Source organism: Nonomuraea fuscirosea (assembly GCF_035917475.1).
Taxonomy (GTDB): Bacteria; Actinomycetota; Actinomycetes; order Streptosporangiales; family Streptosporangiaceae; genus Nonomuraea; species Nonomuraea fuscirosea.
Window position 1 is genome coordinate 8,112,238 of sequence record NZ_CP109074.1, and the last position, 18,655, is coordinate 8,130,892.

Annotated in this window: 17 protein-coding genes; 8 read left to right on the top strand and 9 right to left on the bottom strand. The window is 71.7% G+C overall.

Features of this window, described 5'->3' with window-relative positions:
* Positions 1-5: 5 nt before the first annotated feature.
* The 8 genes from OIE67_RS36795 to OIE67_RS36830 are packed head-to-tail and all read right to left on the bottom strand — an operon-like array spanning position 6 to position 10,059.
* The gene (locus OIE67_RS36795; protein ID WP_326629189.1) at positions 6-2,750 is read right to left on the bottom strand and encodes a glycoside hydrolase family 38 N-terminal domain-containing protein; all 2,745 of its coding nucleotides are present in this window, start codon (positions 2,748-2,750) and stop codon (positions 6-8) included.
* Entirely contained in the window at positions 2,747-3,826 is a 1,080-nt protein-coding gene (locus tag OIE67_RS36800) for a Gfo/Idh/MocA family protein (protein WP_106252014.1), read from the bottom strand. The genes OIE67_RS36795 and OIE67_RS36800 overlap by 4 nt, the downstream gene beginning before the upstream one ends.
* On the bottom strand, positions 3,823-4,716 hold the full coding sequence (locus tag OIE67_RS36805; RefSeq protein ID WP_326629193.1) for a TIM barrel protein: 894 nt from the start codon (positions 4,714-4,716) through the stop codon (positions 3,823-3,825). The genes OIE67_RS36800 and OIE67_RS36805 overlap by 4 nt, the downstream gene beginning before the upstream one ends.
* Entirely contained in the window at positions 4,707-5,885 is a 1,179-nt protein-coding gene (locus OIE67_RS36810; RefSeq protein WP_326629195.1) for a CehA/McbA family metallohydrolase, read from the bottom strand. Before OIE67_RS36810 ends, OIE67_RS36805 begins: the two co-directional genes overlap by 10 nt.
* Complete coding sequence (locus OIE67_RS36815) at positions 5,882-6,946, bottom strand: ABC transporter ATP-binding protein (RefSeq protein ID WP_326629197.1); 1,065 nt, start codon at positions 6,944-6,946, stop codon at positions 5,882-5,884. The genes OIE67_RS36810 and OIE67_RS36815 overlap by 4 nt, the downstream gene beginning before the upstream one ends.
* Positions 6,946-7,764, bottom strand: a complete 819-nt coding sequence (locus OIE67_RS36820; protein ID WP_106252008.1) for a carbohydrate ABC transporter permease — start codon at positions 7,762-7,764, stop codon at positions 6,946-6,948. The genes OIE67_RS36815 and OIE67_RS36820 overlap by 1 nt, the downstream gene beginning before the upstream one ends.
* Positions 7,761-8,693: a carbohydrate ABC transporter permease gene (locus tag OIE67_RS36825; protein WP_326629198.1), complete on the bottom strand. Its 933-nt coding sequence runs from the start codon at positions 8,691-8,693 to the stop codon at positions 7,761-7,763. Before OIE67_RS36825 ends, OIE67_RS36820 begins: the two co-directional genes overlap by 4 nt.
* Positions 8,668-10,059, bottom strand: coding sequence for an extracellular solute-binding protein (locus tag OIE67_RS36830; protein ID WP_245956653.1), 1,392 nt, complete (start codon positions 10,057-10,059; stop codon positions 8,668-8,670). Before OIE67_RS36830 ends, OIE67_RS36825 begins: the two co-directional genes overlap by 26 nt.
* Positions 10,060-10,245: 186 nt before the next feature.
* Between OIE67_RS36830 and iolC the strand changes: the two genes are divergently transcribed.
* The 6 genes from iolC (at position 10,246) to OIE67_RS36860 (ending at position 16,546) form a co-directional block, all read left to right on the top strand.
* Positions 10,246-11,184 carry a 5-dehydro-2-deoxygluconokinase gene (iolC, locus tag OIE67_RS36835; protein ID WP_326629203.1) on the top strand — a complete coding sequence of 313 codons (939 nt, stop codon included), beginning with the start codon at positions 10,246-10,248 and terminating at the stop codon, positions 11,182-11,184.
* A complete protein-coding gene (locus OIE67_RS36840; protein WP_393271769.1) occupies positions 11,181-12,098 on the top strand; it encodes a Cgl0159 family (beta/alpha)8-fold protein in 918 nt (305 codons plus the stop codon). Before iolC ends, OIE67_RS36840 begins: the two co-directional genes overlap by 4 nt.
* Positions 12,095-12,934, top strand: coding sequence for a 5-deoxy-glucuronate isomerase (gene iolB / locus OIE67_RS36845; protein ID WP_326629205.1), 840 nt, complete (start codon positions 12,095-12,097; stop codon positions 12,932-12,934). Before OIE67_RS36840 ends, iolB begins: the two co-directional genes overlap by 4 nt.
* The gene (gene iolD / locus OIE67_RS36850) at positions 12,934-14,778 is read left to right on the top strand and encodes a 3D-(3,5/4)-trihydroxycyclohexane-1,2-dione acylhydrolase (decyclizing) (RefSeq protein WP_326645577.1); all 1,845 of its coding nucleotides are present in this window, start codon (positions 12,934-12,936) and stop codon (positions 14,776-14,778) included. The genes iolB and iolD overlap by 1 nt, the downstream gene beginning before the upstream one ends.
* 61 nt (positions 14,779-14,839) lie before the next feature.
* Complete coding sequence (locus OIE67_RS36855; protein WP_326629207.1) at positions 14,840-15,823, top strand: AI-2E family transporter; 984 nt, start codon at positions 14,840-14,842, stop codon at positions 15,821-15,823.
* A gap of 60 nt (positions 15,824-15,883) precedes the next feature.
* On the top strand, positions 15,884-16,546 hold the full coding sequence (locus OIE67_RS36860) for an HAD family hydrolase (RefSeq protein ID WP_326629209.1): 663 nt from the start codon (positions 15,884-15,886) through the stop codon (positions 16,544-16,546).
* A gap of 5 nt (positions 16,547-16,551) precedes the next feature.
* Here OIE67_RS36860 and OIE67_RS36865 read toward each other — a convergent pair whose 3' ends face one another.
* Positions 16,552-17,100, bottom strand: coding sequence for a DivIVA domain-containing protein (locus tag OIE67_RS36865; RefSeq protein WP_106252002.1), 549 nt, complete (start codon positions 17,098-17,100; stop codon positions 16,552-16,554).
* A 94-nt stretch (positions 17,101-17,194) separates the two neighbouring features.
* Here OIE67_RS36865 and OIE67_RS36870 point away from each other — a divergent pair, with 94 nt between their 5' ends.
* Both OIE67_RS36870 and OIE67_RS36875 read left to right on the top strand, forming a co-directional pair.
* The gene (locus OIE67_RS36870; RefSeq protein WP_326629212.1) at positions 17,195-17,923 is read left to right on the top strand and encodes an ATP-binding cassette domain-containing protein; all 729 of its coding nucleotides are present in this window, start codon (positions 17,195-17,197) and stop codon (positions 17,921-17,923) included.
* Positions 17,920-18,588 carry a hypothetical protein gene (locus OIE67_RS36875; protein WP_326629214.1) on the top strand — a complete coding sequence of 223 codons (669 nt, stop codon included), beginning with the start codon at positions 17,920-17,922 and terminating at the stop codon, positions 18,586-18,588. The genes OIE67_RS36870 and OIE67_RS36875 overlap by 4 nt, the downstream gene beginning before the upstream one ends.
* Positions 18,589-18,655 lie beyond the last annotated feature (67 nt).

An 18,655-nucleotide genomic window follows, 5' to 3' on the forward strand; every position in this document is an offset into this window, starting at 1 on the left:
ATTACTCAGAGTTTACGGAACTGGATGGTCGCGATCTCCCAGGCGTCCAGCGGCAGCCGCATCTCCCCCTCCGTGATCTCCACGGGGTCGCCGGGGCGGCCGCGCAGGTCCGCGTGGCGGGCGGCCACGAGGTCGCCGGAGATGACGGCCTCCGTGGGGTTCGGGGTGAGGGCGACGACGCGGAGCTCGTGCCAGCCGTCGCGTTCACGCAGCGAGGTCATCGTCACGCCGTGACCCGTCACCGAGATCCCGGCCCCCGCCTCGGGCAGCGGCAGGAACGGCTCACCCTGGCCGGGCACCACCAGCAGGTCGTGGCGGAAGGACTCGGCCGCGGGCACGACCTCCTCCCACGAGCCTCCGTACGGCATCAGCGCCAGCTCCACCGTGCGCAGCCCGCGGGACTGGGCGGCGGGGGTCGGCAGCTGCGGGCCGGCCGGCTCCGGACGCAGGACGTTGCGGTTGCGCGACAGGTAGCCGACCGAGCGGAGCAGTGTCAGGGCCAGCTCGGTGCCGCCGTCGATCACCTCGTACTCGGTCACGTGCTCCAGCAGCGCGGCCACGCCGCCCGCGGCCACCCAGGAGGAGGCGGGGAAGGTGGGCAGCGGTTCCTCGCCGCAGCCGCCCTCGGAGGTGAGCCCCCGGGTGACGACCGCGAACTGCCCTTCGGCGTGCGACTCGGTGGCCGTCTGCGGCAGCGGTATGTGCAGGCGTACGCGGTGGTCCTCGCAGCGGTTGTCGAACTCGACCCGCAGCCGCACGAACGGCTCTCCGGCGCGCAGCTCGACGCGGGTGTTGACGACGATCTCCTCGACCCTGGAGCTGCGCGTGATGGCGGGGATCTCCGGGCTGCCCGCGGAGATCTCCGCCGAGGCCGGCCAGTTGTAGACGCGCCGGACGTCGACCGCCGCGATCAGCGGCCCCGAGGTGACCGGCTCGATGGTGACCATCTCCGCCTCGACCACCTCCTGGTCGGCCAGCGGGGGCGCGTAGTTGTAGGTGTCGCCCACGTCGCCGCGGTCGACGATGCGCCCGGCGCCGGTGACGGTGGTGCCGTCCTCGCCGACCAGGGTGAGCGTGCCGTCGCGGGCGATCAGGACCCGGAGCAGCCCGTTGTCCAGCACCTCCTCGTCGCCGCGCACCGGCAGGGGCGCGGAGTCGGAGCTGAGCCAGCAGGCCGGGTGGTGCTCGCGCAGGCTGTGGTCCTCCGGGACGCTGGGCGGCCCGTAGACCTGGTCGCGGGGCGCGGGCCGAACGCTCGTGTGGCCGAGCGGGGGGACCCCCACCAGGGCCGCGACGGTGCGCCGGGGCTCGGCCTCGATGCGGACGCGGGTCACGCCGTCGATGGAGCGGCGCAGTTCGTCCATGTCGACGAGCTCCGACGTCTCCCGCGCGACCTTGAACGTCAGCGTCCCGTCCTCGACCGACCAGGCGGTGATCTGCTGCCCGTACAGCTCGGTGCCGTGGACGAAGGTCAGCGCCGTGGCGGGGTCCATGGTCTCGTCGAGCAGCAGCGTGGAGGCGTACTCCAGCGGCTGCGTGGGCACGGGCCGGCCGGCCGGGTCGATCAGCGGGTCGCTGCCCGCCACGTCCACGACGACGACGCCCTGCCGGGCGGCCGGCGTCGGGTTGACGACGAGCGCCGCGTCGGACGGGACGGAGCGCGCCAGGCGGGCGGTCACCATGTCGCGCACGGCCTGGCCGAGGTGCTCGGCCTCGGCGATGCGGGCGGCGACCTGCTGGGCGGTGTCGTCGACGCCGCAGCCGGTCACGGAGTCGTGCCCGCTGGCGTCCACCAGCCGCCACCACGCCATGTCGAGGAAGCGGCCGGGCCACTCCTCGCCCCAGAGGGCGGCCAGCGGCTCGGCGTAGCGTTCGACCATCCGCTCGGCCCGGCTCATGGCCTGCTTGACGTGGGCGCGGATGGAGATGACGCCGGGCAGGATGTTGGCCCTGGCGTGGGAGCGCAGCTCGCCGTGCACCTCCGGCAGGCCCTCGACGTCGCCGCTGTACGCGCCGATGTAGCCGGACAGGGTGTCCATCCGGGCGTCGATGGCGGCGACCATGTCCGGCAGCCCGCGTACGGGGGCGGAGTGGTCGGTGCCGTACATGGCGAGCAGCGGCCCCTCGGGACCGTGCCAACCGCGCATGGTCGTGACGAAGGACTCCGCCCGCTCCTTCAGCCCTTCGGTGTCGGAGAACAGGTGGGCGCCGTTGCCGTAGCCGCCCGCGGGCAGGTACTGGGTGCGCAGCGCGGTGCCGTCGGGGGCGACCCAGGCGAAGGCGTCGGTGGTGACGGAGGACGGTACGCCGCGGTAGACGCAGGCGTGCAGCAGCCCGGCCTTACGCAGAATCTGCGGCATCTGGGCGGTGTGGCCGAACATGTCCGGCAGGTAGCCGACCGGCATGGCGCCGCCGAGCTTGTCCGCCCTGGCCATGCCGAGCTCCAGGTTGCGGATGATGTTCTCGCCCGAGCACAGGAACTCGTCGAGCAGGATCTGCCACGGGCCCACGGCCAGCCGCCCGGACTCCACCAGGGCGGCCAGGCGGTCGCGGTTCTCCGGGCGCACCTCCAGGTAGTCGTCCACGCAGGCGAGCTGCCCGTCGAGGGTGAAGTGGTAGGCGGGCTCGCGTTCCATCGTGTCGAGCACTTCGTCCATCAACGCCACCAGGCGCAACCGGAAACGCTGGAAGGGTTCGTACCACTCCCTGTCCCAGTGCGTGTGCGGTACGACGACGATCTCCTTGCTCACGCTGCCTCCCCTCCAATGGGCAGATCATGCTGCACGGCGTAACGGGCCGCGATCCGCTGCGCCGTGACGATGTCCTCGAGCCCGCCACCCGCGTCGGTGAGGGGCGGCTTGCCATCGTTCACGTAAGCATGAAAGGCCGCGAGCTGTACTTCGAACGCCTCAGTCACCTCGCGCCAATGTGCCCTGCTCTCCGCGTCGGACACCACGGTCAGCGTGGTCGGCGCGTTCATCAGGTACGGCGAGGGGAAGACCAGTTCGAGGGAGCCGCGATCGTGGTGGATCGCCACGGTCTCGCGGTAGGCGGGATAGTCCTCCAGATAGTGCCAGCGCAGGGAGAACCTGCCCCGGACCGGCAGCGGCCCCGAGATCTCGATGGAGCCGGGGGCCGAACCCCACGTCTCGACGTACGAGATCTCCTGGGGTGAGCCGGTGAAGCGGCGCAGGAGCGACAGGTCGTGGCAGATGGAGCCCAGCGCCACCCCGTACAGGTTCCTGACCGGTTCGGGGGCCGCCTCGCCGAGCGCCCGCGACACCAGTTCGTGCTCGGCCGCCCGCAGGGAGGCGAGCAGGTCCTGGTCCACGTCGCGTGCCTGGGTCAGGTTGGCGAAGGCGAGCTGCGACTCCCCGCTCGGGTGCAGCACGGTGACCTCGACCGCGCGGATCGCCTCGGGGCCGCCGAGCGCGGCCAGCGCCTCCTCGGCCCGGCGTACGGCGGGGTCGTACTGCTTCATGTAGCCGACCATCAGCCGCCCTTCCGGCAGCGCGGCCACCTCGGCCCTGGTCAGCGCGAGCGGCTTCTCGCAGAGCACGGCGTACCCGGCGGCCAGGGCCTTCCTGACGGTCTCGCCGTGCGAGCCCGAGGCCAGCACGACGACGGCCTCGAAGCCGCCGGCGGCGAGCAGGTCGTCCACCGACGTGTATCGTCCGGCGGCGCCCAGCCGGTCGCCCACGGCGTCGGCGAGCGTGCGTGACAGGTCGCAGACGGCGCTCACCTCGAACAGGTCACGCCGCCGCGACAGCAGCGGCACGTAGACCGCCTGGGTGACGGCCCCGCAACCCACAAGCGCGATTCTCAAAGTCCCAAGTCCTTCAGCATCTGACGGTTGGCCGCCTGGTCGGCGATGTTCTGGGCGACCGAGCGCCGGCCGGGCAGGGTGTCCTGCTCGATGATGATCCAGCCCTCGTAGTCGATCTCGTCCAGCGTGCGCACCACGGCGGGCAGGTCCAGCTCGCCCTCGCCGAGCCGGGCGAACCCGCCGCGGCCCATGAGCTCGCGCAGGTCCACGCCGTCGGCCAGGGCCTGGGCCAGGATCTTCGTGTCGCCGTCCTTGATGTGCACGTGGTCGACCCGGTCGGCCCAGGCGCGCAGGCACTCGACCGGGTCGCCCCCGGCCAGCAGGAGATGCCCGGTGTCGAGGCAGAGGTGCACGTCGGTGAGCTCCAGCAGGCGTTCGACGTCCTGCGGCGTCTCGATGTTCGTGCCGAGGTGGTGGTGGAAGGCGGGTTCGAACCCGCGCTCCCTGCACCGGTCGGTGGCCTCCTGGATGCGGGCGGCGTAGGCGGGCCAGTCGGAGGGGGCCAGCCCTGGAACGCTCCCGCCGGGCCGGGCGAAGCGCTCGGCCGAGGTGGAGCAGGCCAGCGTGGGCCGCGGCGGCAGGTCACCGGCGGGGGCGGCGGCGAACACGTCGAGCGCCGCCTCCAGCGCGGGCAGCCCGCTCGCGTACGCGTCCGCGTCCTCGTAGCGCAGGTCCACCCAGCCGCCGGCCAGCAGCAGCCCGGCGCCGGCCAGCCGGTCGGCCAGCTCGGAGCCGGTGCCCAGGTAGCCGATGGGCCCGGAGTCGATGCCCTCGTAGCCGGCGTCGGCCAGCGCGCGGACCATCTCGTCGGGGCCGAGCGGCGGCGGCGCGTCGCTCAGCTCGAAGACGCCGAAGCTCACGGGGGCGTTGGCGATTTTCCTCACGCGCATAGGGCGATCACCTCGTTCTCATAGGTTTCCAGCCGGTGCCGGCCGTCGATCGCCGGCAGCAGCGCGCGTTCGCCGCGCACCACCTGCCGGGTGCCGTCGGGGCGCACCAGCACCAGGCCGTCGGCGTCGAGGGCGAGCAGTTCGTCGCCCAGCCTGAGCAGCAGCGGCGCGTCGGGGCCGGCGGAGACGGCGGTGCGCCCGGCGCGCACGCCGTCGAGCACGGCGCCGGTGTCCTCGGCCAGCACCCACGTCGTGGGCGCGCCGGGCAGGCCGTCGTTGCCGTGCTTGTGGAAGTCGCTGCCGCCGATCACGATCAGGTCGTCGCGCCAGGCGTCCGCCCAGGCCAGCGGGGCGCCCCAGCGGCGGTCCCACCAGCCGGAGTGCCACACCTCGGCGATCGGCGGGCGGCGCTCGATCGGCTGCAGCCAGGCGCAGTCGCCGCCGAGCGGATGGTTGATCGACATGAGGCCGCCCGCGCGCTCGGCGTGGTCGAGCCAGGAGTCGGGGCGCTCGCGGAAGTCGACCCAGCCGACGTCGCCGAACACGTTCGCGTGGCCGCGGTCGGTGGTGACCTCCTGGCCGGGGATGAGCGTGATGTCGCGGCCGGTCTTGGCCAGCCAGGGGTGGTGGCTGACCGTGTTGTGGTCGGTGACGGCCAGGAAGTCGAGGCCGCGCCCGTGGGCCAGCTCGGCCAGCTCGGGGATGGTCAGGCTGCCGTCGCTGTGCAGGGTGTGGGCGTGGAAGTCGCCGGCGTACCAGGTCAGGCCGTCCACGCCGGGGATGTCCCGGCGGGGCGGGCGCTCGCCGTGGGGCGGCTCCTCAGCCACCGGCTCGGGCGGGGCGACGGGCTCGGCCGTGATCTCCAGGGTGTAGTCCAGCCCCTGCGGCGGGATGCGGTGCAGGCGCAACCACACGTGCCACGTGCCCGCCTCCGGCTCGCCCGGCAGGTAGCCGGGGGTGGCCCAGTCGCGGGTGATCGTGTACTCGTCGCGGGCGCCACCCGACCAGCCGCGGAAGCCGTCCGGCGCGCCGCAGCCGAGGTCGAGCACCCCTTGCGACCTGTCGTACGACAGCTTCACGTGCACGGCGGCGGTCCCGGCCGGCACCTCGAACGGCACCTCGCGCAGGATCCGCTCCAGCCGGTCGTCCAGCGTCCAGTGGCCTCTCACACCAGTTCTCCGTCCAGGTAGACGAGGGCGCGGTCGCGCCTGGGCAGCGCGTAGCCGTCGTCGCCCACGGCGGGCTCGCTGCCCTCGGGCACGACGGCCTGCACGTTCACCTCGTTGACGTCGAGGGTCACCAGGTGGGAGGCGCCCAGGTTCTCCACGATGGACACTTTCCCGCCCAGCGCCCCGTCAGCGGGCTCGGCCGAGTACGTCATGTACTCAGGACGCACGCCGTACACGATCTTCCCTCCGTCGGACAGCCGGCCCTCCGCCGCGGCCGGGACCGCGACCTTGCAGCCCGCCACTTCCAGCGTGTCACCTCGGACGACGCCGTCCAGGAGGTTCATCGGCGTGGAGCCGATGAAGCCGGCCACGAACGTGTTGGCCGGCCGCTGGAACACCTCGGCCGGCGTACCGATCTGCCGGATGTGCCCGGATTCCATGACCGCCATCCGGTCGGCCATGGCCAGGGCCTCGGCCTGGTCGTGGGTGACGAAGACGGTGGTGACGCCCAGTTCGCGCTGCAGCTTCTTGAGGAACGTACGCGCCTCCAGCCGCAGCCGCGCGTCCAGGTTGGACAGCGGCTCGTCGAACAGGAACGCCTGCGCCTGCGTGGCCATCACCCGGGCCAGCGCGACCCGCTGCTGTTGCCCGCCGGACAGCTGCCCGGGGCGCCGGTCCATGAGGTGTTCGAGCCCGAGCCGCGCCCCGACCTCGGCGGCCTTGTCGCGGCGGTCGTTCTTGGACACCTTCTTGATCCGCAGCGGGTAGGCGATGTTGTCCGTGACGTCCATGTGCGGGAACAGCGCGTAGTCCTGGAACACCATGGCCACGTCCCTGGCGCCCGGCTGCACGCCCGTCACGTCCCGGTCGCCGATGACCACGGCGCCGCCGGTGGCGGTCTCCAGCCCGGCGATCGTCCGCAGCAGCGTGGTCTTGCCGCAGCCGGAGGGGCCGAGCAGGGCGAAGAACTCGCCGTCGGGAATGGCCAGGTCGAGCGCGTCGAGCGCTCTGACCCCGCCGGGGTAGACCTTGGTCAGCCCGCGTAGTTCGATGGCGGCCATTAACGCTTGATCCCTCCGTGGAAGCGGAAGCCGTACTTCTTGCTGACGAACAGGTACATGAGGACCACCGGGATCGAGTAGAGCAGCCCGAACGTGGACAACATGCTGAGGTTGGCCTGCCCGCCCTCGGTGTACAGCGTGTACGTGATCACCGCCGCCGGCTGCTTCTCCACGTCGCTCAGCAACAGGTACGGCATCAGGAAGTTGCCCCACACGTTCGCCACGGCCCAGACGGCGATGGTCGCGAGGCCAGGCCGCACCAGCGGCACCACCACGTCACGCACGATCTGCAGCGGCGAGGCCCCGAACACCCGGGCCGACTCCTCGTAGGACTTCGGCGTGGAGTCCATGAAGTCCTTCAGCATGAAGATCGCCGCGGGCAGCAGCCCGCCGGTGAGGATGAGGATCAGCCCGAACTGCGAGTCGATCAGGTTCAGCTCCACCGCGAGCTGGAACAGCGGCACCATCGCCGCCGTCCCGGTGATGATCGACGACAGCAGCAGCAACGCGTACAGCAGCGCGTCGCGGCCCGGCAGCCGCACCCGGCTGAGCGCGTACGCGGCCAGCGCCGCGAAGATCACGACCAGCACGGCGGTGCCGGCCGACAGCACGACCGAGTTCCACAGCGACGGCAGCGCGTACGGGTGCTCCAGCAACGCGGCGAAGTTGTCCCAGGTGAAGTCCGGCACCCGCACCTCGTACGTGGGGTCCGAGGTGAACGGCGCCGTCACCAGCCACAGCAATGGCACGGTGAAGAAGGCCAGCAGCACCGCGATCAGCGTGTAGAACCCGATCCGGCCCAGGACGAAACGCGTCATTTCTTGCTCCGCAGCAGCCGCAGGTAGAACACCGCCACGACCAGGTTGATCAACAGGATGATCGTGGAGACGGCGGCGCCGTAGCCCAGTTCACCGCTCTGCAGCGCCACCTTGTACACGTGCACGGCGAGCACCTCGGACTTGCCGTCGGGGCCGCCCGCGGTGAGCAGGAACGGGCTGAAGTCGTTGAACGTCCACAGGCTGATCAGCAGCAGGTTGGTCAGGATGTGGCCTCTGATGTGCGGGAACACGACGTCCCTGAGCTGCTGCCAGCCGGAGGCGCCGGCCAGGCGGGCGCTCTCCAGGTGGGAGGGGGGCACGTTGCCGAGGGCGGCGCCGTACAACATCATCGAGAAGGCCGTGCCGCGCCAGGTGTTGAACACGATGATCGAGAGCATCGGGTGGTCGAGCAGCCAGGCGGAGCCGGGCAGGCCGAGCAGCGCGTTGAGCGTGCCGCCGTCGCGGTCGAGCAGCGCCACCCACAGGAACGACACGATCGCGCTGGGCAGGATCCAGGCCAGGATGACCAGGCCCTCGACCACGCGCTTGATCGGGCCGCGCCGGTCGCGCAGCAGCCAGGCGATGGCGAAGCCGAGGCCGACCTGCCCGATGATGGCCGAGCCGAGCACGAACTGCACGGTCAGCCAGGTAGAGCTCCAGAACGTGGGGTTGGAGACCGCGTCGAGCAGGTTGTCCAGACCGACGAACTGCGGCTCGGCGGCCGCGGTGCCGGTCAGGCGGTAGTTGGTGAGTCCGAGATAGAGCACCCAGAGCGCGGGGAAGACGAGGAAGACCGCGATGAGCAGCAGGGCCGGCGCCGCGAAGACCCCGGCCCGCGCCTTGCCCAGGCCCGCCGCGTCAGAGCTGTAGCGGGGGGCCTGCGCCTCGTCCTCGGGCCGCGTCTCAGGAGGCGATGTTGCCTGCGCCACCGACGATTCCTTCGAGCTTCTTCTGGTAGTCGGCCGCGACCTGGTCGGGCGCGGTTCCGCCGACGACCGCCGCGGTCGCCTCCTGCAGCGCCACCGACACCTGCGGGTAGGCGGCGACCGGCGGCCGGTAGGCCGTCAGCGGCAGCACCTTCTCCGAGATGAACGTCAGCAGCGGCTCACCGGCGAGGATCTCCTTGTTGACGTCGCTGCGCGGCGTGATGCGCACGTTGCCGTCCTTGGTCTCCTCCTTCAGCGCCTCCGGGGAGAGCATGAAGGTCAGCAGCTCGAAGGCTTCCTTCGGATGCTTGGTGTTGGGGTTGACCGTACGCAGCGCGCCGCCGGACATGCTGACGAAGTCCTGGCCGCGGATGCCCTTGCCGGGCTCCATGGCCGGGATCATGGCGTAGCCGACGACCTGGTCACGGTCGGCCATCTTGGCCACGCCCGTCTTGGGGTTGACCACGCCGCGCCAGAAGTAGTCGCCCTCCATCAGGATGCCGATCTTGCCGTCGGCGAACTGCTGGAACGACTTGTCGCGGCCCTTGGCCTCCTGCTGCAGCTTGGGGTCGCCGAGGCCGCCGCCGTAGATCTTCTGGTAGAGGCCGAGCGCGTCCTTGAGCGGCTGGGAGGCGCCGCTCCACTTGCCGTCCTGCTGCACCTCGCCGCCCGCGCCGGCGAGCAGCGGCAGCACGCCCTGCATCGAGGTGGCCTCGCCCATGGCGGTGCCGGCGTTGATCTGGATCGGCACGGGCACGCCGGAGGACTTGAGCTTGGTGCCGGCGTCGAGGACCTCCTGCCAGCTCTTCGGCTGCCAGTCGGCGGGCAGCCCGGCCTTGGCGAACAGGGTCTTGTTGAAGTAGAGGACGCGGCCGTCGGTGCCGACGGGCAGGGCGTACTTCTTGCCGTTGAACTCGGTCATGCCCTGGACCGCCTCGGGGATCTGCGACCAGCCGTCCCAGCTGTCGGCCTCGGCCCCGGCCACCTCCGTCAGCGGCTTGATGTAGCCGGCCTCGGCGAACTCGCCGGCCCAGATGCTGTCGATGTCGATCACGTCCGCGCCCTTGCCGGACTTGAGGTCCAGGGAGAGCTTGGTCTTGTACTGCTCGTCGTCGACGCCGCTGGGAACGAACTTGACCGTGACGTCCTTGCCCTTCGCCTTCTGGGCCTCCTGGAACTTGGGGATGACCCAGTCGGCGATGAACTTCGCGGCCGCCTCGTTCTTGCCACCCTGGATGGCGTTCTGGGCGATCGTCAGCTCGATCGCGTCACCGCCTCCCCCGGACGACGACTGGCCGCAGGCGGCGAGCCCCAGACCGGCCGCGGCGATGACCGCGACCACACCTACCGACCGTTTCCGCAGTGCCATGCAAACCCTCCGACGTGTGCTTTTGGGGAGGAAGCCAGAAGGTCCAATATGTCATGACATATATATGACGTAAAGACCTTGCCATAGGGCCCCCAGGCTGAGGACATCTGGCAACATAGCGGACATCCGAATGTCATGACAATATGCCATAGTAGCCACGCAAAGCTCGGGCCCCCTGGAGGTGCGTTGTACGACCTGATCACGTTCGGGCGCAGCGGCGTCGACGTCTATCCGCTCCAGACCGGCGTCGGCCTCGCCGACGTCGAGACCTTCGGGAAGTTCCTCGGCGGCAGTCCCACCAACGTCGCCGTCGCCGCCGCCCGCCACGGGCTCAGACCGGCGGTGATCACCGGAGTCGGAGCGGATCCGTTCGGAGACTACGTGCGCCGGGCCATCCGCGGCTTCGGCGTGGACGACGCCTTCGTGCACACCGTCGAAGGCCGTCCGACGCCCGTGACGTTCTGCGAGATCTTCCCGCCCGACCACTTCCCCATCTACTTCTATCGCGGCGAGCATCCGCCCGACCTGCAGATCTCCCCCGACCTGCTCGACCTCGACGCGATCCGCGCGACCGAGCTGTTCTGGTTCTCGCTGACCGGGCTGAGCCAGGAGCCGAGCGCCGCCGCCCACGCCGCCGCGCTGTCGGCGCGCACGTCCGGATGGACGGTGTTCGACCTCGACTACCGGGCCACGCTGTGGGAGTCGCGCGAGGCCGCCCACGAGGCCGCGCGCCGGGCCCTGCCGCAGGTGAACGTGGCGGTGGGCAACCTGGAGGAGGTCGAGGTCGCGGTCGGCGTACGCGATCCGGAGGCGGCCGCGCAGGCGCTGCTGGACGCCGGCGTACGCGTCGCGATCGTGAAAATGGGCCCCGAAGGGGTTTTCGCGCGTACCTCTGAGGAGAGCGCACTGGTGGAGCCCATGGAGGTGAAGGTGGTCAACGGGATCGGCGCGGGAGACGCGTTCGGCGGAGCCATCTGCCTCGGGCTGCTGCGCGGCTGGCCGCTGGAGCGCACCCTGCGCTTCGCCAACGCGGCCGGCGCGTTCGTCGCGGCCCGCCTGGCCTGCGCCGACGCCATGCCGACGACCGCCGAGGTGGAGGATCTGCTGAACGGGGCCGGATCTTGAGCGACACGACACTGTCCGTGACCGACGCGCGGGCGACCGATTACGCGCGGCTCACCCACATCCGCGCCACCCGGCCGGAGGAGATCGCCGCGGCCGCGGCCCGCCGCGAGCGGCGCGGCCTGCCGGCCGAGGGCGAGCGGCTGCTGATCATCGCCGCCGACCATCCGGCCAGGGGCTCACTCGGCGTACGCGACCGGCCGCTGGCCATGGCCAGCCGCGTCGACCTGCTCGACCGGCTGCGGGTGGCGCTGTCCAGGCCGGGGGTGGACGGCATCCTGGCCTCCCCCGACGTCCTGGAGGACCTGCTGCTGCTCGGCGCGCTGGAGGGCAAGCTGGCCTTCGGCTCCATGAACAGGGGCGGCCTGCAGGGCTCGGTGTTCGAGATGGACGACCGGTTCACCGGCTTCGACGCCGACTCGATCGACGCCATGCGGCTCGACGGCGGCAAGATGTTGTGCCGCATCGACCCCTCCGACCACGCCACCGTGGCCACCCTGGAGTCGTGCGCCCAGGCGGTCACCGGCCTGGCCCGCAGGCGGCTGGTGGCCATGGTGGAGCCGTTCTGGTCGCTGCGCTCGGAGTCCGGCGTCGTCCGCAACGACCTGTCGCCCGACGCCGTGATCCGCTCCATCAGCATCGCCCAGGCCCTCGGCGTCACCTCCGCCTACACCTGGCTGAAGATCCCCGCCGTGGCCGAGATGGAGCGGGTGATGGCCGCGACCACGCTGCCCGCGCTGCTCCTCGGCGGCGACCCGCCCGACATCGACGCCGCCTACGCCGACTGGCACCGGGCGCTGGGCCTGCCCGGCGTCCGCGGCCTCGTGGTGGGGCGCGCCCTGCTCTACCCCCCGGACGACGACGTGGCGACCGCGGTGGACGGCGCCGCGGCCCTGGTGCGAGAGGCTGGAGCATGACCTATCTGCCCTACGGCAAGACCGCCGACGGTCCCTGGTCGGTGCGGATCACCCCGTCGCTGGCGGGCTGGACCTACTCGGGCCTGCGGGTCGCGGATCTGAGCGAGGCTCCGGTCACGTTCGACACCGGCGAGGAGGAGATGCTCGTCCTGCCGCTGGCCGGCTCGTGCACGGTCACCCTGCCCGATGACACGTTCGTGCTGACGGGCCGCGCCTCGGTCTTCGAAGGCCCCTCCGATTTCGCCTATATCCCTATTTCTACGGAAGTCACCGTGTCGGGCGCGGGACGCATCGCGTTCCCCTCCGCCCGCGCCACCCGGGCGCTGCCCCCGCGCTACGTCGCCGCCGCCGAGGTCTCCGTCGAGATCAGGGGCGCGGGCCGGGCCAGCCGCCAGGTCAACAACTTCTGCAGCCCCGACGCCTTCGACTGCGACAAGCTCATGGCCGTGGAGGTGCTCACCCCCGACGGCAACTGGTCCTCCTATCCGCCGCACAAACACGACACCCCCAACCCGGGCGAGGCCGTGCTGGAGGAGATCTACTACTTCGAGGTCGGCGACCAGGGCATCGGCTACCAGCGCGTCTACTCCTCCGAGGGAGGCCAGATCGACACCCTCGCCGAGGTCTCCTCCGGCGACGTGGTGCTCGTCCCCTACGGCTACCACGGCCCCTCCATGGCCGCCCCCGGCTACGACCTCTACTACCTCAACGTCCTGGCGGGCCCAGGGGAGCAGCGTTCGATGGCGTTCTGCGACGATCCCCGCCACGCCTGGATCCGCTCGTCCTGGGAGGCCCAGCCCATCGACCCCAGGCTGCCCTTCGGGAGGACATCGTGATCCGGCTGACCGTCGCGCAGGCCGTCGTTCGCTTCCTGGCCCACCAGTGGAGCGAACGCGACGGCGTCGAGCGCAGGTTCTTCGGCGGCTGCGTCGGCATCTTCGGCCACGGCAACGTGGCCGGCCTCGGCCAGGCGCTGGCCACCTCTGCCGAGGACCTGCCCTACCACCTCAGCCGCAACGAGCAGGCGATGGTGCACACCGCCGCCGCGTACGCCCGCGCCGGCAACCGGCTGACCACCCTGGCCTGCACCACCTCCATCGGCCCCGGCGCCACCAACATGATCACCGGCGCGGCCGGGGCGACCATCAACCGCCTGCCCGTGCTGCTGCTGCCCGGCGACATCTTCTCCACCCGCGTCGCCAGCCCGGTGCTGCAGGAGCTGGAGGACCAGCGCTCCTATGACATCTCGGTCAACGACTGCTTCAAGCCGGTCTCCCGCTTCTGGGACCGGATCAACCGCCCCGAGCAGCTGCCGTCCGCGCTGCTGGCCGCCATGCGGGTGCTCACCGACCCGGCCGAGACCGGCGCGGTGACGCTGGCGCTGCCGCAGGACGTGCAGGCGGAGGCGTTCGACTGGCCGGACGAGCTGTTCGCCGACCGCGTCTGGCACATCCCCAGGCCGCGCCCGGAACGCGCGGCTCTGGCGCGGGCCGCCGAGCTGATCAGAGCGGCCGAGCGGCCGCTGATCGTGGCCGGCGGCGGCGTGATCTACGGCGAGGCCACCGACGCGCTGCGTGCCTTCGCCGAGGCGCACGGCGTCCCCGTGGCCGAGACCCAGGCCGGCAAGGGCGCGCTGCCGCACGGTCATCCGCTCGCGCTGGGCGCCATCGGCGCGACGGGCACCACGGCCGCCAACGCGCTGGCCCGCCAGGCCGACGTGATCATCGGGGTCGGCACCCGCTACAGCGACTTCACCACCGCCTCCCGGACGATCTTCGCCCCCTCCGCCCGGTTCGTGAACCTCAACATCACCGGCTTCGACGCCGCCAAGCTGTCGGGCCTGCAACTGGTCGCCGACGCCCGCGAAGGGCTGGCCGACCTGACCGAGGCGTGCGCGGGCTGGGGCACGCCGGCCGCCTACCGGGAGCGGGCCGCCGAGCTGACCCGGGCCTGGGACACCGCCGTTGACCGGGCGTACGCGGTGGAGGGCACGCCCATCCCGCAGTCCGCCGTGATCGGCGCGGTCAACGCTGCGGCGGGCGACGACGGCGTGGTGGTGTGCGCGGCCGGCTCGATGCCGGGCGACCTGCACAAACTCTGGCGGCCCAGCGGCCCCGGCTCCTACCACGTCGAGTACGGCTACTCCTGCATGGGCTACGAGATCGCCGGCGGCCTCGGCGTGAAGATGGCCCGCCCTGAGCGCGAGGTGTTCGTGCTGGTCGGCGACGGCTCCTACCTGATGATGGCCCAGGAGCTCGTCACCGCCGTCTCCGAGGGCGTCAAGCTCGTCGTCGTCCTGGTCGACAACTCCGGCTTCGCCTCCATCGGGCGCCTGTCGGAGAGCGTGGGCGCCGAGCGGCTCGGCACCGCCTACCAGCGGCACGACGGCGGCCCGCTGCCGGTGGACCTGGCGGCCAACGCGGCCAGTCTCGGCGCCACCGTGCTGCGTCCCGAGACGGTCGCCGACCTGCGCAAGGCGCTCGACGACGCACGTTCGGCCTCGGAGACCACGGTCGTCTACGTACGCACAGACCGGATGGCCGACGACGTGCCCTCCTCCGAGGCGTGGTGGGACGTGCCCGTGGCGCAGGTGGGGACGACCAGCGCCACCTACGCGGCGCGGGAGACGTACGAGGCCAGCAAGCGCTCCCAGCGTCCGCACCTGGCCCCGCCCGGCTGAGCAGGGTTGCCCCCGCTGACCTGGGGGAACTCCTCTGACCAGGCACGATGGGGGGCAGGGGATGAGGCCGTGGCGGCTGCTCGGTTGGATCGCGGTCATCGCGGTGGTCCTCTTCTGCCTCCATCAGGTGCGGACGGTGGCCCTGTCGATCGTCATCGGCGTCTTTCTCACCGCCCTGCTCCGCCCGCCCGCCCGCTGGCTCCGCTCGCGCGGCCTGGGCGCGGCCCTCGCCACCACGATCGTCTTCGCCTGCGGGCTGTTGCTGGCCGGGGGCCTCGGCGCGCTGCTGGGGCCGCCCACCATCGACAGCCTGTCCGAGCTGGGCGCCAGCCTCGGCACAGTGCTCGACGGCCTGCACGACCTGGCCCTCAGGTTCGGTCTCGACGACCGGCAACTGCTCGGCCAGGCCCGCGACTACCTGGCCGGGCAGGGCCGCCAGGTCGCCGGCGGCGCACTGGCCGGGGTCAAGACGGCGGGCGAGATCGTCGTCGGGGCCGTGCTGGCGGTGATCCTGTCCATCTACTTCGTGCACGGCGGCGACCGGCTCTTCCACTGGCTGCTCCAGCTCGCCCCCGCCGCCGCCAGGCCGCGCCTGGCCGAGACCGGCCGCCTGATCTACTCGGTGATCGGCCGCTACATCCGCGGCATCGCCGTCGTGGGGGCGGTCGACGGGTTCTTCATCGGGATCGCGCTGTGGATCCTCGGGGTCCCACTCGCGCTGCCGCTGGCGGTGCTGACGTTCATCGGCGCGTTCCTGCCGGTGGTGGGGGCGTTCCTGGCCGGGCTGCTGGCCGCCGTGGTGGCGCTCGTGGCCAAGGGCGTGTTCGTGGCGCTGATCGTGGTGGCCGTGACCGTGGCGGTGCAGCAGATCGAGGGGCACGTGCTGGCGCCGCAGATCTACGGCAAGGCCCTCGACCTGCCCGGCGCGGTCATCCTGGTGGCGATCGCGGTGGGCAGCGTGGTCGCCGGCATCACGGGCGCCTTCCTGGCCGCCCCCGTGACCTCGGTGGTCGTCGCCCTCCTCCACCGCACCCGGCCCGCGTAGCCTCGCCGAACGCCCGCGCGGCTCAGCACAGGATCCGTGATGACCGTCATGATGGGGTTCATGCGATGGGTAACGTTCGACGTTTTCGGAACACTGGTCGACTGGCGGCACGGCATCCGCACCGGCGTCGAGCTGGTCGCCCCGGGGAAGGGGGCGGAGGTGCTGGAGGCGTACGTCAGGCATGAGCGTGACGTCCAGAGCGAGTCGCCCACGATGCGCTACCGCCTGCTGACGGCCGAGGCGCTGCGCAGGGCGTGCGCGGAGGAGAAGGTCGAACTGGGCGCCGACGACGCCTCCGTGCTGGCCGCGACGCTGCCGTACTGGCCGGTGTTCCCCGAGGTCGGGGCCGAGCTGTCGGCGCTGCGCGAGGCCGGGTGGCGGCTGGGGCTGCTCACCAACTGCGACCGTGACCTGGTCGCCGAGACGCGGCGGCGGCTGGCGGTGCCGGTCGAGGCGGTGGTGACGGCCGAGGACGCGGGGGCCTACAAGCCGGCCACGGCGCACTTCGAGGCGTTCGGGAGCGCGTACGAGCCGGAGGTCTGGGTGCACGTGGCCCAGAGCTACTTCCACGACATGGTGCCCGCCCACCGGCTCGGGCTGCCCCGCGTCTGGATCAACCGGCAGGGGCAGCGGCCGGACGACGAGACGATCATCCAGCGCGCCCAGCCGGACCTGCGCGGCCTGCTCGAAGCCGTCGAGAACGCCTCCGCGCCCGCAGGCTGAACGGCTCAGGCGCGCTGCTCCAGGACATCGGCGATGCCCGCGAGGAAGGAGTCGACGTCCGCGATGAGGTAGCCGGACCTGAACAGCACGGTCGAGAACTTCGCCGCCCGCACCTCCTTGGCCGTCACCGGAAAGTCGGTCGTGCCGCGCAACGTGGCCACGATCCGGTCGAGGAAGGCGTCGATCTCGTCCTCGTTGTAGCCGGTGCCCATGCGGCCGGGACGGAAGGCCACGCGCTCGACGCGCGCGGCCTGCGTCTCGAACCACTCCTCGCGGAGCATCTCGCCGGTCGGCTCGGCCATGGCCAGCCGTACGGGCCGCTTGGCCTGGGTCTCCAGGGCCACCACGAACGCCTCCAGGGCGAAGTCCACCGCGGTCTCCTGGTAGCCGCCGCGCTTGGCGCGGAACGTGGCGCCGCGTACCTCGTCGGCGGTGACGGGCTCCAAGGCGTGCGAGCCTCGGCCCAAGGTCGACTCGATCCGCCCGATCAGGGCGTCGACCTCGACGGGGTCATAGCCTGAACGCATGCCGATGACGCGTGGAAAGCGGTTCAAGCCTCTCTCCTCTTGAGACGTGAAGCTGGGGTGCCGCCTCTATTGTCGGACCTTTATCCCGGCCCTGCGACCCGACCTATACCGTTACAGGATCATGCGCCTATCCCGGGTCTCTTTCCGTTACCGAAGACGTGAACCTTTCGTCATCGAAGACGTCGACGCCGACCTCGCCCCCGGCGACGTGATCGAGCTGACCGGCGTGAACGGAGCGGGCAAGTCCACCCTGCTCCGCCTGCTGGCGGGCCTGGCACGGCCCACGCGCGGCACCGTCTCCGGCCGCCCGGCGGTCGTCGGCTTCGCCCCCGACCGTTTCCCCACCGACCAGCCGTTCACGGTCACCGGTTATCTGCGGCACATGTCCCGCGTCCGCGGCCGCGCCCGCTGGGAGCCCTGGGCCGAACGCCTGAACATGGGCCGGCTGCTCGACACCCGGCTGCCCGAGCTGTCGAAGGGCAGCGCGCACAAGGTGGGCCTGGTCCAGGCGCTGATGGCCGAGCCGGGGCTGCTGATCCTGGACGAGCCGTTCGCCGGCCTGGACGCCGACACCCGCTCGGCCCTGCCCGCGATCGCGACCGAGGTGGCGGCCCGCGGCGGCGTCGTCATCGCCAGCGACCACCAGGGCGGGCTGCGCGGCCTGCCCGGCCTGCGTCACTGGTCCGTGCTGGACGGCCACGTCACGGAGAGCGCGGTGGCTCCCCTGGAGCCCGAGGAACGCGGCCAGGCGACGGTGGCCGTCACCGTGCCCCTCGACGAGCTGCCCCGGTTCCTGGCCGGCCTGCGCGAGCAGGGTTATCCGGCCCGTGAGATCGAGGAGATCCGATGATCGCCCTGGCCGTCTTCCGGCTGGCCGCCTACATCCGCTCGCACCGGGTGCACCAGGCGCTGCTCCTCACCGTGGCCATGCTCGCGATCGTGCACGGCAACCGGGCGCCCCGGGGCGAGGAGGCCTCCGTGCTCACAGACGGCGCCATCCTCGTCCTCCCCGTCCTGGCCTGGGCCGCCAGGAGCCTGCTCGACACCGAGCCGGACCGTCAGCGGGAGATGTCGGCCGTCCAGGTCGGCGGGCGGGGCAAGGAGGTGGCCGCCGGGCTGCTCGCGGCGTTCGCCGCGACCGCCGTCCTCTCAGCGCTGGCCATGGCCTGGGCGCTGCTGCTCGGCATCACCGGCGCGCCGTCGCCCGGCCTGCTGACCGCCTCATTCCTGCTGTACGCGCTGTCGGCCCTGACCGGCACCGCACTCGGCGCCCTCACCAGCCGGGTCGTCCTGCCGTCGCCCGCCTTCTCGATCATGGCCCTGCTGCTCGGGTTCCTGGCGATGCTGCTGATCAGCGGCACGTCGCTCTACTGGCTCACGGTCCCGCTCATCTCCTGGATGAAGGCCGCGAACGCCGGCGAGCTCGTCGCCCGGCTGCCCGCGCTCGGCTCGATCTCGCTGGCCTGGTGCCTGATCGGCCTCGGCACATACGTGTGGCTCCGCCGCAGAACCTGACCCACCCGCACCGGCTCCGCCTCGGCCGCCGGCCGATCTTCACTCGGCCGGCGGCTATCCGGGCGGT